This is a genomic window from Pseudobacter ginsenosidimutans (assembly GCF_007970185.1).
In the GTDB taxonomy this organism is placed as follows: domain Bacteria; phylum Bacteroidota; class Bacteroidia; order Chitinophagales; family Chitinophagaceae; genus Pseudobacter; species Pseudobacter ginsenosidimutans.
In genome coordinates, this window is sequence record NZ_CP042431.1 from 1,777,122 (window position 1) to 1,791,217 (window position 14,096).

General features: G+C 46.4%; 11 protein-coding genes. 7 read left to right on the forward strand and 4 right to left on the reverse strand.

Translation table 11 applies throughout. The features are described from left to right. Positions 1-6: 6 nt before the first annotated feature. The 3 genes from FSB84_RS07310 to FSB84_RS07320 all read right to left on the reverse strand — a co-directional run bounded on the left by FSB84_RS07310 (position 7) and on the right by FSB84_RS07320 (position 2,773). The gene (locus FSB84_RS07310; RefSeq protein ID WP_130542181.1) at positions 7-1,527 is read right to left on the reverse strand and encodes an ArnT family glycosyltransferase; all 1,521 of its coding nucleotides are present in this window, start codon (positions 1,525-1,527) and stop codon (positions 7-9) included. Beyond that, positions 1,505-2,161, reverse strand: coding sequence for a phosphatase PAP2 family protein (locus FSB84_RS07315; RefSeq protein ID WP_130542180.1), 657 nt, complete (start codon positions 2,159-2,161; stop codon positions 1,505-1,507). Before FSB84_RS07315 ends, FSB84_RS07310 begins: the two co-directional genes overlap by 23 nt. A gap of 93 nt (positions 2,162-2,254) precedes the next feature. Next, positions 2,255-2,773, reverse strand: coding sequence for an exonuclease domain-containing protein (locus FSB84_RS07320; RefSeq protein WP_130542179.1), 519 nt, complete (start codon positions 2,771-2,773; stop codon positions 2,255-2,257). A gap of 135 nt (positions 2,774-2,908) precedes the next feature. Here FSB84_RS07320 and FSB84_RS07325 point away from each other — a divergent pair, with 135 nt between their 5' ends. After that, a complete protein-coding gene (locus FSB84_RS07325; RefSeq protein ID WP_130542178.1) occupies positions 2,909-3,754 on the forward strand; it encodes a CvfB family protein in 846 nt (281 codons plus the stop codon). A gap of 76 nt (positions 3,755-3,830) precedes the next feature. Then, positions 3,831-4,325, forward strand: coding sequence for a hypothetical protein (locus FSB84_RS07330; RefSeq protein WP_130542177.1), 495 nt, complete (start codon positions 3,831-3,833; stop codon positions 4,323-4,325). Positions 4,326-4,438: 113 nt separating this feature from the next. On the opposite strand, the gene FSB84_RS07335 is transcribed toward FSB84_RS07330, so the two are convergent. Beyond that, positions 4,439-5,206 carry a DeoR/GlpR family DNA-binding transcription regulator gene (locus FSB84_RS07335; RefSeq protein WP_130542176.1) on the reverse strand — a complete coding sequence of 256 codons (768 nt, stop codon included), beginning with the start codon at positions 5,204-5,206 and terminating at the stop codon, positions 4,439-4,441. Positions 5,207-5,613: 407 nt separating this feature from the next. On the opposite strand from FSB84_RS07335, the gene FSB84_RS07340 reads away from it, so the two are divergent. Genes FSB84_RS07340 through FSB84_RS07360 form a run of 5 tightly spaced genes read left to right on the forward strand, consistent with a single transcriptional unit; the run spans position 5,614 to position 14,092 of the window. Further along, positions 5,614-8,709 carry a SusC/RagA family TonB-linked outer membrane protein gene (locus FSB84_RS07340; protein WP_130542175.1) on the forward strand — a complete coding sequence of 1,032 codons (3,096 nt, stop codon included), beginning with the start codon at positions 5,614-5,616 and terminating at the stop codon, positions 8,707-8,709. Positions 8,710-8,714: 5 nt separating this feature from the next. Beyond that, entirely contained in the window at positions 8,715-10,484 is a 1,770-nt protein-coding gene (locus FSB84_RS07345) for a RagB/SusD family nutrient uptake outer membrane protein (protein ID WP_130542174.1), read from the forward strand. Positions 10,485-10,519: 35 nt separating this feature from the next. Continuing rightward, positions 10,520-11,761 carry an MFS transporter gene (locus tag FSB84_RS07350; RefSeq protein ID WP_130542173.1) on the forward strand — a complete coding sequence of 414 codons (1,242 nt, stop codon included), beginning with the start codon at positions 10,520-10,522 and terminating at the stop codon, positions 11,759-11,761. A 12-nt stretch (positions 11,762-11,773) separates the two neighbouring features. Then, positions 11,774-13,162, forward strand: a complete 1,389-nt coding sequence (locus FSB84_RS07355) for an FAD-dependent oxidoreductase (protein ID WP_130542172.1) — start codon at positions 11,774-11,776, stop codon at positions 13,160-13,162. Positions 13,163-13,174: 12 nt separating this feature from the next. Beyond that, on the forward strand, positions 13,175-14,092 hold the full coding sequence (locus FSB84_RS07360; protein ID WP_130542171.1) for an endonuclease/exonuclease/phosphatase family protein: 918 nt from the start codon (positions 13,175-13,177) through the stop codon (positions 14,090-14,092). Positions 14,093-14,096: the final 4 nt, after the last annotated feature.

A 14,096-nucleotide genomic window follows, 5' to 3' on the forward strand; every position in this document is an offset into this window, starting at 1 on the left:
TGGATTTCATTCAACCATTTCTTTATACCCCTTCAATCTATACACATAGAAATACCTGGCAACTTTTCCATTCCTGATCTGTGGAATGGAAACAGGTGCCGATACTTCGCTGAATCGTTTTGTTATTGCTTCCGGAACGGGCTCATAAAAATTGGAAATGCCGATATAATAGGCATCTTCTCCAGGTTTCAATTCCGGAAGTTTTTCATTCAGCCAGGCGAAATGATGGATGGCGTTGATATCGCCAATGCCTTTCACAAAGAGACCGATTGGCCGGGCTACATAGAAATCGAGATGGGCTGCGGGGAACCAGTAGTTGCTGAAAATAAAGCGGGGGCTGTCTTTTGCGGATTTTTTGTCTTCTTTATACAAATTACTGAAGTCTTTCCCGAAATTTCGCCAGCCACTCATGTCGAGGGTAATATCATGTTTGCCGAAGTCGGGTATGGATTTATTGCCGAGGGTTCCGGGCCAGTAATTGATGATGCAGATAGCAGTGAGCAGCACGCCTGCTGTGAGACTAATGCCTGCGGTTGTCCATTTTTTTACTTTCCGGGAATTGATCCCACTTAGGCGGGCGGCTGTCAGCAGTATTAAAGTACTGTAAGCAGGGCCGCTCCAATGCGGTAATGTATCGTTAAAGAGGGAAAGGAAGATTACTGTCAGGATCAATGGAAGGCCCAGCCAGAGGATCAGTGAATATTGTTTCAATTTCCATTTGAGCGCAACCAATGAAGCAACCAGGAGAATTACATTCAGTGGATTATTATATGCAAAGGATCCCAGTAGTTCCCGGATAAAACTGTCGAATTGAAAATGCCGGATAAGGATGCGGCTGCCATGATAATCTACCGTACTCATTTTGTTGCTGATAGTCCAAAGGAATGAGGGAACCAGCATAGCAGCAGTAATCAGGGCGCTGATATAAAGAAAAGGATTTTTGAGCAGGCTTCTTTTGTGAAAAAGAATAAAGCCTCCAAATCCAAGCCAGCAGAAGATGCCATGCACTTTGCTGAGTATGCAAAGTCCGATGCTGATACCAAGAAGGATCAGGTTGATATTGATAGAGAAGCTTCGCTTACTGCCGGCAATCCGGATTATCAGATAAACGCTTAGCATCCAGAAAACCATTTGCGGAGAATCAGGCAGGATCAGTAGCCCGGCAATTACACTGCTATAAAAAGAGGCTGTGAAAAGGCAGGCGGCAATCCAGCCGGTCCGCTCACTGCTCAATGATTTACCCGAAAGATAGATCAACCAGGTGCTAATAGCTGCGCCAATCACGGAAGCCAGGCGGATGAAGAACTCATGGTTCCAATGCAGTCCGGCAGTAAAGAAGCGGATGCAAACTCCAACCAGGGGAGGATGATCGAAATAATTCCATTGAAGCTCTTTGGCGTAAGTCCAATAATAGACTTCATCATTATTCAATTCCACTATTCCACTTAGCAATAACCTGATAATGGACGAAATAATGATCAGCAGGATAGTCTTCCTTTTATGATCAGATGGCTGCAGGCCGTTCATATTGGTTGGATGGATTTTTTCCTACGGCTCTTCCTCTTACAATGTAAGATTTATACCCGTAATCTATGAAGATGGAGCTGGCAACGCCAATGATGATGCCGGTAGCCACATCTTCAACAAAATGCTGGCCCAGGTAGATACGTGAATAGCCTACCAGGATGGCTGCCAGGAATGTAAGGATGCAAATTGGCCTACTGCTTGTATTCATGCTGAGCATAGCCGCTACTGCAAAGGCAGTTGTGGTGTGCCCGGATGGGAAGCTGGCAAAGCCGCTATGCGTAACACCTTCGATGAAATATTGATAAAAGTTTTCAGGGAAGAATGTTTTGGGCCTGGGTGCCTGGAACAACGCTTTGAGTAATTGTACCACCAGACCGGAAAAAAGAAATGTAATCAGCAGCTTTATTGCGAGTGTAGTTTTCTTCACTATGAAATAACAACTTACCAGCAGGACCGCTACAATGCCATCGCCAAGATGGGTGAAATGAGTGAACCACCAATCCAGTAAAGGACAATGGAAAAAATTGGCGCCAAGGAAGGAGGTGGTTTTGGAGAAGCAGCAAACGATCAGGAGAAGCGGGCAGATCAGGATCAATGTGTACTGCTTGAAAAGATTTCCAGGGTTGTTGGGCATATGATTGAGTTGCGCCCAAAAGTATTCCGGGAATGCTACCTGAATTTTATGGTACTGTTACGGGATTGATAACAAAAGAAACGACTGGCGTTTTCAAAGTTTTATTTTGAGGTTGTAATCTTTCTTTAATGTTAACAGCGCTTCGGCATTGCCAATGGCATCGTCTACGGGGTTGTGAGTATGCGCAGTTTTGCGGAGGTGTTTGAAATTCTGGTAAGTGTCTTTAACCAGGCCTTTATACAAACTGCCAAGGTTGGATGAACTATGTCCAAAAGGATTTGCCCCTGTGAAATGATGAAAGTACCAGCAGATGAACATCCAGTCGAAGCCATTATTGTCGCTTATAAAACTCGGTCTGTTCGGCGAAACTTCCTTCAGCCAGGCTGCGAAGTTTTCCATAACTGATTTGGGGTTGTCGAAGTTGTTGGTGTCTTCCCTGGTGAATCCTGAAACAGCGAGCGCTTCGGGGATGAATTGATCGGAGATGGGTTTTAGTTTTCCGTAAAAGGATTTGTTGAGTTGTTCGTCAACCAGCACGGCGCCAAAAGAGATCATCGAATAATCTCCGGGAATGGGACCATCGGTTTCAACATCAACCATGATGTAAGCCATATTGATTGTTTGTTAGGAGCAGGTAATAGCGCCTGCTCTGCAAAATTAAGTTCCTCTTTTGCATTTTTGTATATATCCGCTCAACAACCTGTGCGGGTGTTACCAAATTGCTGTTTCTTTGCACAAAACCGGATTATGGCAGACAGCATGATAAAAGTTGGAGAGTTCAATCGTTTAAAAGTGGCCCGTACATTCGATTTCGGCATGTACCTGGGTGAGGGTAAGGATGTTGTGCTGTTGCCAAAAAGATTCATTCCCGAGGGCGTGAAAGTAGGAGACGTGTTGAATGTATTTGTTTATCACGATTCTGAAGACCGCCTGATTGCCACCACCCAGCGCCCGAAGGGCGTTGTGGGCGATATTGTTTACCTGCCGGTTGTATCTGTTACTCCGCATGGCGCCTTCATGGATTGGGGATTGATGAAAGATATTTTCGTGCCCAAATCAAAACAGCTGACGGGTATGCGCGTTGGCGGCAGTTATCTCGTGAAGATCTTCCTGGATGAACAGACAGGCCGCGTAGCCGCTACTGAAAAAATAGAACATGGATTGTCCAACGATCTGCTGACGGTAAAAGAACTGCAACTGGTGGACCTGCTGATCTACCGGAGAACAGATATTGGGTACAGCGTCATCATCAACAACATACACACAGGCGTACTTCACTTCAATGATATTTTCCAGCAGATCACTGTAGGTGATAAAGTGAAAGGCTATATCAAGAACATCCGCGAAGAAAATAAGATCGACGTGGGGGTTGGAAAACCCGGCTACCAGCGCGTAGAAGATGAGACCGGCAAAGTATTGCGATTGCTGGAAGAGAACAACGGTTACCTGCCTTATAATGATAAATCAAGTCCTGAAGATATTTATGAATTCTTTGGGATGAGTAAGAAGGTCTTCAAGATGACAACCGGTAATTTGTACAAAGCCAGGAAGATCGAGTTTACACAGACAGGGATCAAGCTGGTGCAGGAATAGAGTAAGATTATAGTAGTATTTTTTCGTATATTGGTAGTAGTTCAGGAACCATAACCATTAACCTAATCATTCTACTATGAAAAGAATTACTACCGCCCTTGCGGCCTTAGCTTTCATGCTTTGCTTCGTCCCTATTTCAATGGCTCAATCAGCGGACTGTGAAGAGATCAAAAAGGAAAATGAATATTTGAAAAAGGCGCTGAACATTCTCACTCCTGTAAAAACAGCTACATCAAAAAAAATGGATTTTCTTCTCACTAAGTGTGAAGGAAATATCAAAGAACAAACAGTTACTATTACATTGGTTGTTACGAATCATGGGCCCAATACAGAACTTAACTTCCGGAAGACCACTGGAGTTGATGTAGAAGCGAATGAATACGAAACCTATAGAATTAAGATAGGAAGCGGGGGCTCTAGCAATAAGGTTTTTACAGATGTACCTGTAAAGACAGTATTCCAGTATGAAAAAGTCCTGCCATCAATAAAACTAATGAAACTGATTGCCTTGGAATTCGGCGGAAACGATCCCGGCTTTGAATACAAGGACATTCCGATCACCTGGAAATAAAACACAGGGAAACCCACCTTACAGTTATTGCACAGAAAACCAGAGCGTTTCAATAAAAACCCGGACAGCATCTTTATCCTGTCCGGGTTTTTATTGAAACGCTACAGCAATGTTTATTCCGCAATCACCACTTTCACGCCTGACTTCTCTATTTTATTCACTGTTTCCCTGCTCACTTCTCCATCTGTAATGATATAATCGATCTGATCCAGGTTACAGATCTTGCCCAATCCCCTGCGATCGAATTTAGAACTGTCTGCACAAACCACTACTGTCTGCGCCAGCTTGATCATTTTTTGATTCAGGCTCGCTTCAACGATATTGGTGATGGTAAGCCCATGTTCAAGGTCTATTCCATCTACTCCAATGAAAAGCACGCCGCAGGTCAGTTCATCCAAAACTCTTTCTGCGAAAGACCCTGCTGTTGACGAAGAGCTTTGATGCACCAGGCCGCCAAGCTGGAGTATCTCCACATTCGGACGGTTGATCAGTTCCAGCGCCACTTTCAATGCAGGCGTGATAGCGATCAATCTTTTTTCCGGATGCAATTGCCGGGCTACCTCAAACACAGTAGTGCCTGATCCTATTATAATGGAGTCGTTCTGACCGATCAGGCCGAGTGCAGCTTTCGCGATCTTCTTCTTTTCATCGGATTTGATGAACTCTTTTTCGTCGATGGGCCGCTCGATAGCGTAGGGATTATTGATAGAGCCGCCGCCGCGGGTGCGGAAGAGCAGCTTTTTTTCTTCCAACAGTTTCAGGTCTTTCCGGATCGTAACGCCACTCACTTTCATTTCATCCATGAGTTGAGGAATGCTGACCTGCCCCTTTTCCGCTAGTTTCTTCAGGATGAACTGATGCCTGTCTGTGATCGTTTTCATACAATAAAGTTAAGTTTCACAAAGTTGCCAATATTTCCTAATATTTTCAAAGTCTTGCAAAGAGTTTACGATTTGGTAAAAAATATCAACTGTAATCGCCTAATCTCCACTTTAATTTCCTTTCTTTTTATTTAATATTGTTTAATTTAGTTAAATTACTTTACATTTGGTTAACGCTCATGGCCCAAATGAAAGCAAATATCGGCTTTTCCGGGCCAGATTTTACCACGATTGCTCTTTTCAAGGCTTCAATTCATAATGATTTGTTTACAGACAGGTAATGTTTTGTTTAATTTCTGATCATTCTTTTGCAAAACATTAATTCTTTTTAACTGAAATGAAACAAAATTTAAGAGGGTTGATGGCCGAGGAAAAAATTAGTAAGCATCAAAAAACTAAAAGCTGATATGAAAAAAAATCTCTGCTTTGCCATTACTCAGCTGCAAAGCGCGCTCCGGAAAGTTTCCGGCAATTGGCTACCAGGCCTGGTTTGGCTCCTTCTCTTCTCTGTACCGGCAGTTGCACAAACAAAAAAAATCACCGGAAAGATCACTGACGAACAAAACAAACCCCTCGAAGGGGTGAGCATCAGCGTTAGGCCCACCGGATCCGGCACTACCACCAATGCGGAAGGCGAGTTTACACTGAATGTTCCCGCTTCCGCAGAAACACTGGTCTTTTCAGCAGTTGGCTACCTGGAAAAGGAAATGACCATCGCTAACAACACTACTATTAATGTCACACTGAAAAAAGATGTGGCCGGACTGAACGAAGTAGTGGTAGTGGGCTATGGTACGCAGAAAAAAGGCAACCTCACCGGTTCCGTTTCTGTGATCGGCAGTCAACAAATTGAAAGACGCCCCAACACTTCCACTTCAAATGCTTTACAGGGTCTTGCCCCAGGCGTTACCGTTACATCCCAGACCGGTTCTCCCGGCGGTGATGGCGGACAGATCCGAATCAGAGGCATCAACTCCTTCGGAGGCTCCAGCAGCAACCCACTCGTGATCATAGACGGGGTGGCAGGTTCCATCGACGATATCGATGTAAACCTCATCGAGTCTGTTTCAGTTTTGAAAGATGCGGCCTCTTCCGCCATCTACGGCTCCCGCGCCGCTAATGGCGTGATCCTCATCACCACCAAAAGAGCGAAAGATAAACTGTCTGTGAACTATAGAGGATTCGTGGGCAAACAATCACCTACGGATATTCCCAAAGTAACAGATGGCCTCACTTACATGAAGGTGTTCAACGACGCCAGCATGAACGATAATAATATCAAGATCTATAGCGACGAAGACATTGAAGAGTTCAGAAAGAAATATGAAGCCAATCCCAAAAACTACGATTGGCAGGACGCTATCCTCGATGGAAGCGGATTAATGCAGAACCACTTCATTTCTCTCATGGCCAATAGCGGCATCGTTCGTGTGAACCCATCTTTCAGCTACACTGACCAGGAAGGCATCATCAGGAACACCAATTTCAAACGCTATATCTTCCGCAATAACCTCGATATCACTCCCAACAAACAATGGAATATCAAGGCTGACGTGTCTGTAACCAACAGGAACAGGAAACAGATTGCCGACGAAGGCACCATCTGGAACTACCTCGGAAGGATGCCAACGAATATCCCTATCCGTTATGGCGATAAATGGTCGGACGGTTGGGTAAAGATCAATCCTGTAGGTTATATCCAGGACGGTGGAAACCGCAAGACCAATAACCTGGAGTTCTACGGTAACCTCAGCGTGAACTTCAAGCCCGTGGACTGGCTCTCACTCACCGGTATGTTCGCGCCGCGTTACCTCACTTCCAACGTTCATACTTTCAGGAAAAGTGTACCCACTTATTATGAAGATGGGTCTGACGCAGGCGCAGCCAACACTTTCACGGAACTCACAGAGTCCGCCATCAGGTATTTCTATGGCACTTACCAGTTCCAGGCCACAGCCCAAAAGAGTTTCGGCGATCACAACTTCAGCCTGATGGCCGGTACTTCAAGAGAAACATACGACGAAAAACTCCTCTCCGGCTACAGAAGGGATTTCGTGTACGACAATTATGAACAACTCACCGCAGGTGCAGATGACGCAACAAAAGATAATAACGGCACCCAGAACCAATGGATCCTCATCTCAGGATTCGGCAGGTTCAACTACGATTTCAACGGCAAGTACCTGTTTGAAGCCAATATGAGGTACGATGGTACTTCGCGTTTTGCAGGAGACAACCGCTGGGCAGCATTCCCTTCCTTCTCTGCTGGATGGGTGGTGTCTAAAGAAGACTTCTGGGATAAATTCAGTCCGGTAGTGAACATGCTGAAGATCCGTGGATCATGGGGTAAGCTCGGTAACCAGAATATCGGCAACTCCTACTATCCTTTTGCAGAAGCCCTATCACTGAGCAGTGTTTCCATGGGAGGAAATATCTACCAGATGATCACACAGACCACGCTCTCCAATCCCAATCTCCGCTGGGAAGAAACAGAAATGAAAGGAATTGGCTTTGATGCGAACCTGTTCAACAAATTCTCCGTAACATTCGATTACTACGATAAAAGAACAGACGGCATCCTGCTCAAATTGAATACATCTCAACTCACTGGTCTTGCTTCGCCTTATCAGAATGCCGCAGTGGTGTCCAACAAAGGTTGGGAAGTTTCTGCCAGGTATGATAACAGGTGGGGCGATTTCCAGTTCGGTGTTGGATTCAACCTCTCCGATGTGAAGAACAAGATCATCGATATGAAAGGACAAACTTCAGGTGATCTTCTCCGTCAGCAGGAAGGATATTCCATCAATTCTATTTATGGTTATATCGCTGATGGTTTGTATCAATCACAGGAAGAGATCAATAACGGTCCTACACAGATCGGAACGCTGAAGCCCGGTGATGTTCGTTACAAAGACATTGCAGGAGCAACAGGTCCTGATGGCAAACCAGCGCCGGACGGCAAGATCACAGATGCAGACAAAGTGATCATCGGCAGCACCATCCCCCGTTACACTTACGGTGGTAACCTCGATCTCGGATGGAAAGGATTTCGCCTGAGCGCTTTTGTACAGGGTGTTGGAAAAGTGGATGGCTACCTGAACTCTCACTATGTGATCCCGGCCGCCAACTCCAGCGCCATCAAGCCCTGGCAGCTGGATTACTGGACTCCGGAAAATACGGATGCTGCATTGCCCCGCGTATCAGTTACTTCTACCAACAATACACAGAACTCCACTTTGTGGATGCGCAGCGCAGCTTATCTCCGTTTGAAGAATGTTCAGCTCGGATATGAGATCCCGCAAACCATTCTGAAAAAAGTAGGCATCCAGAAAGCATTTATCTATGTGAATGGACAGAACATTTTCACCAAAACCAATTTCTACGAGGGATATGATCCTGAGATCAACTTCGATGCCGGTGCATCGGATGGCGTGGCATTGGGTGGTGGAAACTTCTATCCCCAGGTTAAGGTCTTCACATTTGGTATTGACATTAAATTCTAAGAACAATGAAACGCTTTAATAATATAACAAAGATTGCGGCAGTTACTATCGGGGCCATCATCACCCTGAATGCCTGCAAACCCGATCTTATTTCTCTCAACGGTCCATCTACCGGATCATTCCCTGCCAATGCCAAAGAAGCGGAAATGGGCTTGTTCGGTGCTTATCAGAACATCAGCAAGCTGGATGCTGCCAGCACACCGATGTGGCATGTAATGGACAATATCACTGATATTGGTTTTGCCAGACCCGGCACTAATTATACATCACCGATCACCAGCGCTATCACAACAGACAATGCCCTGGTGAATAAACCCTGGCAGGTACATTTTGCAACCATCGCGCGTTGTCATACTGTGCTTGATAACCTGGAAAAGCTGAAAGCAAGCATGACGGAGACAGCCTATGATCAGCTGGATGCAGAGCTGCGCTTCGTGCGCGCTTACTGCTATTCTCAACTGATCGAGCTGTACGGCGGAGTACCTCTGCTCACGCATTCTGTTGACCTGAGCAATGCGAGTGTACCTCAATCGCCCAAGGCAGAAGTAGAGCAATTCATCCTGGATGAGTTGACTGCCATTGCAGATAAGCTTCCCATTTCTCAATCACAATTCGGAAATGTAAGGGCATCACGCGTAGCAGCTTACATGCTCAAAGCAAGAGTGGCGCTGTATGCAAAGAAATATAAGGACGCAGCAACAGCTGCCAATACCGCCATTTCACTTTCTGCAGGTGTGCATGATCTGACAGAATTCAACAGTACTATCAATTATGTTGGGAAAGACCACACTGTTGGCGAGCCAGACGCGTCTAATATCTTCGGACATGCGGGATTCAAGTCCAGCAAGGAATGGATCTGGGTGGCCGAGTACAACATGAATATTCCTGGTAACACACATAACCAGCAATACTATTCAGCATCACGTTTGGGTAAGGGTGTTTGCTACTGGGGACCCACGCAGGACCTCATCAATACTTTCCAGTGTGATGATGGTCTGCCGATCACTGAGTCTCCCCGGTACGATGCCTCCAAACCATTTGAGAACCGCGATCCCAGACTGGACATGTATTGCGCACGCCCGCATATGAGGTATGTAGGTTACCAGTTTGAACCAGCCACCAGCTTTCCGCAGGTAAAGAATTACTGGCCGGTGATCAATGGTACTTCGCCCACGGCGCCCAATGTAGCCAATGCAGATGCCACCAACGCTTTCAGATCTTTCAGTGGTTATCTCTGGCGTAAGCCGATCGATCTGGTTGATTTCGGTTCTACCTCTGTAAGTGGCGTATCGGATCTGAATGTAGGCATCTTCCGATTTGCTGAACTGTTGTTGTTGTATGCAGAAGCAAAGATCGAAGATAATGATATCGACTATACCGTTTATGAAGCCATCAACAAGATCCGTCGTCGTGCGAAAATGCCTGAGCTGCCCACCAGCCTCACGCAGGCTCAATTGCGCAAGGCGCTGCGCTATGAGCGCAAAGTGGAACTGGCAAACGATGGCCTGAGATGGTACGATCTCCGTCGCTGGAATATTGCCAAAACAGTCATGAACGGAGTGATCTACCTTAACAGGGATGCAAAAGCCTGGACGAAAGAAGTGATTACCGGATTCGATGAAAGCTATACACCGATCTACAATCATGCGGAAGCTGTAAAATATTTCACTACCCAACAGGTGGTGTACCAGGAGAACAAAGATGAATTGTGGCCTGTGCCCAAATCTGAAATGGATGCCAACAAGAAGTTGGAGCAAAATCCCGGATACAAATAAGAAGAGTCTTTATACAGATCATTTAATTGCGTAGAATGAAAACATTGCTTAGCCCTGAGAAGAGACGTTGGTTTATCGTTGCCATAATTTTCCTGGCCATAGTGTTCAACTATGTGGACAGGCAGATTGTGTCGATACTAAAGCCATTGCTCAAATCTGAGTTCAGTTTGAACGACAGCGGCTATGCATGGATCCTGAACATCTTTACCATTTGTTATGCTGTGATGTATCCTGTTACAGGATGGATGGTAGACAGATTCGGCGCGCGGTTGGTGATGTTCTGGGGAATCATCACCTGGTCACTGGCCTGCATTGGTGGCGGCCTGTCCAGGACGATCGGACAATTCGGTTTTTTCCGCGGATTGCTTGGAGCAGCGGAGCCTACCAATTTTCCCGCCCAGTTGAAAGTAATTGCAATATGGTTCCCCGGTAAACTGCGCGCTACTGCGAATAGTCTTTGCGTAGCGGGCAGTTCTATCGGGGCCATTATCGCTCCACCCACTATTGCATGGCTCGCCATTACATACAGCTGGAAAGTAGCCTTCATCACAATGGGCGCTATTGGAATACTGATTGCCATTTTATGGAAGCTCATCTATCGTGATCCTCCGGCGCATATCATGAAGGAAGCAACCACCTCCAGTTCCGGAGAACCAACAGCAGCATTTGAATGGAAACAGTTATGGAGTACAAAAAGTCTCTGGGGCATATTGCTGATAAGATTTGTGAGCGATCCGGTTTGGTATTTCTGTCTGTTCTGGCTGCCAGGATATTTACAGGAAGAATCCGGGCTCACACTGGCGCAGGTTGGCATGTTCGGATGGATACCTTTCCTGTTCGCAGATGTAGGCGCCATCGGCACTTCGGCCTGGTCCGATAAACTGGTAAGAAAAGGATACGATCCATTGAAAGCAAGAAAAGTGATGCTGACCCGTGTTGCCGTATTAAGTCCCTTATGCGCACTTACGCCGTACCTCGGTGGCGCATGGGCAACGCTGGCAGTGTTCAGTATTGTGGCCATCGCCTGCCTGAGCTGGTTGTTTACGATCAGCGTGGTAGTAGCGGAGGCTTTTCCTGTAAAGAACGTTGCCAGTGTACTCGGCATTGCCGGTGGCTTTGGCGCATTGGGCGCTGTGCTGTTCAACTACTTTGTAGGACAGTTCATGGGAACATTGGGTGCCGAAAAAATATTCATCGCCATGGCATTCCTGCATCCATTGGCGGTATTGATCTTATGGACGATGGTGCGTCCGGAAAAACCGAAAGCAAAACCATAAAATATAAATCAGATGATAAGAACAATCGCAGAGCCAGCCAGGGAACTCACTGTGAGAAAAGAAACAGATGTACTGGTGATTGGCGGAGGACCTTCAGGTATCATGGCTGCATTGGCGGCAGCCGAAGATGGATTGAATGTAATGCTGGTAGAGAGCCGCAGCTTCGTTGGTGGCAACATGACCATCGGATTACCCATCCTCGGATTCCTCGGTCAAAAAGGAAACCAGATCATCAAAGGACTTCCACAAAAACTGATCGACAGACTGAAAGCAGTTCAGGCTTCCAGCGAACATCGTCCATGCCCATTGCACATGAGCCTCACCCTGGTGGAACCCGAAGCGGTGAAAACAGTGGCATTGCAAATGCTGGTGGAAAGCAAGGTGGATGTATTGTTCTATGCTTTTTGCGCTGGCGTTGTGATGGAGAAAGATGAATTGAAAGGCGTGATCATTGAAAGCAAAGCCGGACGCGAAGTGATCCTCGCCAAAACTATTATCGATTGCAGCGGGGATGCCGATGTGGCTTATCGTGCAGGCGTTCCCTGCGAATATGGCAACGAGAACGGCGGTGTTCAGCCCCCTACCCTGATGTTCTGTCTGGGTGGCGTGGATACAGAGAAACTGCGCACCAGCATTGCGAATGAACCCCGCACTTATCTTACCGATTTTATCCCCGCAGAATATTTTGGACAAAACAACCAGTTTGTACTGGTAGGTATGCGCAACCTGATCAAACAGGCGCAGGAAGACGGACTAACACTCACCACTGAACGAACTATCCTGATCACCGGCCTGCGCAAAGGAGAAGTTTGGGTGAACATGACGCGCGTTAGCGGCGTGAATGGTACAGATCCCGGAAGCCTTACCCATGGCGAGATCGAAGGCCGTCACCAGATCCAGGATATTCAGAAATACCTCATCGAATACGTACCCGGATTCGAGAATGCCTACTTCCTGAAAACCGCTCCATTCCTCGGCATCAGGGAAACAAGACGTATTCAGGGACAATACACCATGACCCGCGAAGATATCATGGCCTGCCAGCATTTTGATGATGCTATTGCAGTAGCCAGTTATCCGCTCGATATCCATCACCCTCAGGGCGGCGGTTGTACATTGGAGTGGTGTGGCGATTGTTACGATATCCCCTATCGTTCCCTCATTCCTCAAAAAGTAAAGAACCTCATCGTGGCAGGGCGTTGCATTTCCACAACACATGAAGCAATGTCTGCGATTCGTGTTATGGCGCCTTGTATGGCGATGGGTGAAGCCGCTGGCCGTGCTGCGAAGATGGCCGTCAGACAAGGTGTTCAGCCTGCTGATATCGATGTAAAGAAATTGCAGAAAGAGCTGCTCGAAAAAGGAGCTTACCTGCGTATCGAAAAAGAACAACTCGCATAAAACTGTTTAAGCATGTCAACCGGAAGGAGAAAATTTTTAAAAGGCATCAGCGCAGCAGCCCTGCTGCCTGCGTTGCCGGCTTTCGCCAGGCAAAGCAGCACTGCATCTGCTAAAACCGGCGCGCACCGCATTCTCACCTGTAATATCCGTGTAGCATTGGACGAAGATGAAGCAAAAGGTGTGGGCTGGTCATCCAGAAAAGATATCTGTCTGAAAGTGATCGGCAGCAAAAAACCGGATATGATTTGCTTGCAGGAAGTGTTGAAAGTGCAGGCCGATGATCTCAAAAAGCATTTTACCTCCTTCCAGTTGTTCGGTTTCGATGGCCCTGAGATGGATGCAAATCCAACAGGCTATCATGGCATCGCCAAAAATCCCATCCTGTTTTCCAAAGACCGTTATGAATTACTCACGGGAGGCACTTACTGGCTTTCCGAAACACCACTGGTGGCAGGAAGCAAGTCCTGGGAAACTGCCAGGGCAAGACATGCGAACTGGATTAGATTAAAAGATAAGAAAACCGGAAAGGAACTGAGGATCGTAAACCTGCACCTGGACCATATTTCAGGAGAAGCGAAGATCCAACAGGCCAAAATGGTGGTGGATGAAAGCGCACAATACCAACCGGATTTCATCCAGATCCTTACTGGTGATTTCAATACAAGATTCGACAGTAAAGTATTCGAATCTGTTCGCAACGGTGGCTGGAAAGAAAGCTATGAAACCATCCATGGTCAAAAAGAAGCCGGGCATACCGGACATGAATTCCAGGGAACAAATTATGATAAAGCCGCTACGAAAGGCCGGATCGATTATATCTGGTACAGGGGAAGGATCAAACCAACCAATGCAACTATCATCAAGGATGCAGTGAATGGCAAGTTCCCCAGTGATCATTTCTTTTTACAGGCAGACTTCGTTATCGATTAAAAAA

Bases quoted from the DNA above. Each gene is read 5' to 3' on its own strand.
- FSB84_RS07325 (WP_130542178.1), top strand. From the start codon at position 2,909: ATGGCAGACAGCATGATAAAAGTTGGAGAGTTCAATCGTTTAAAAGTG.
- FSB84_RS07340 (WP_130542175.1), top strand. From the start codon at position 5,614: ATGAAAAAAAATCTCTGCTTTGCCATTACTCAGCTGCAAAGCGCGCTC.
- FSB84_RS07335 (WP_130542176.1), bottom strand. From the start codon at position 5,206: ATGAAAACGATCACAGACAGGCATCAGTTCATCCTGAAGAAACTAGCG.
- FSB84_RS07360 (WP_130542171.1), top strand. From the start codon at position 13,175: ATGTCAACCGGAAGGAGAAAATTTTTAAAAGGCATCAGCGCAGCAGCC.
- FSB84_RS07310 (WP_130542181.1), bottom strand. From the start codon at position 1,527: ATGAACGGCCTGCAGCCATCTGATCATAAAAGGAAGACTATCCTGCTG.
- FSB84_RS07315 (WP_130542180.1), bottom strand. From the start codon at position 2,161: ATGCCCAACAACCCTGGAAATCTTTTCAAGCAGTACACATTGATCCTG.
- FSB84_RS07320 (WP_130542179.1), bottom strand. From the start codon at position 2,773: ATGGCTTACATCATGGTTGATGTTGAAACCGATGGTCCCATTCCCGGA.
- FSB84_RS07330 (WP_130542177.1), top strand. From the start codon at position 3,831: ATGAAAAGAATTACTACCGCCCTTGCGGCCTTAGCTTTCATGCTTTGC.
- FSB84_RS07355 (WP_130542172.1), top strand. From the start codon at position 11,774: ATGATAAGAACAATCGCAGAGCCAGCCAGGGAACTCACTGTGAGAAAA.
- FSB84_RS07345 (WP_130542174.1), top strand. From the start codon at position 8,715: ATGAAACGCTTTAATAATATAACAAAGATTGCGGCAGTTACTATCGGG.
- FSB84_RS07350 (WP_130542173.1), top strand. From the start codon at position 10,520: ATGAAAACATTGCTTAGCCCTGAGAAGAGACGTTGGTTTATCGTTGCC.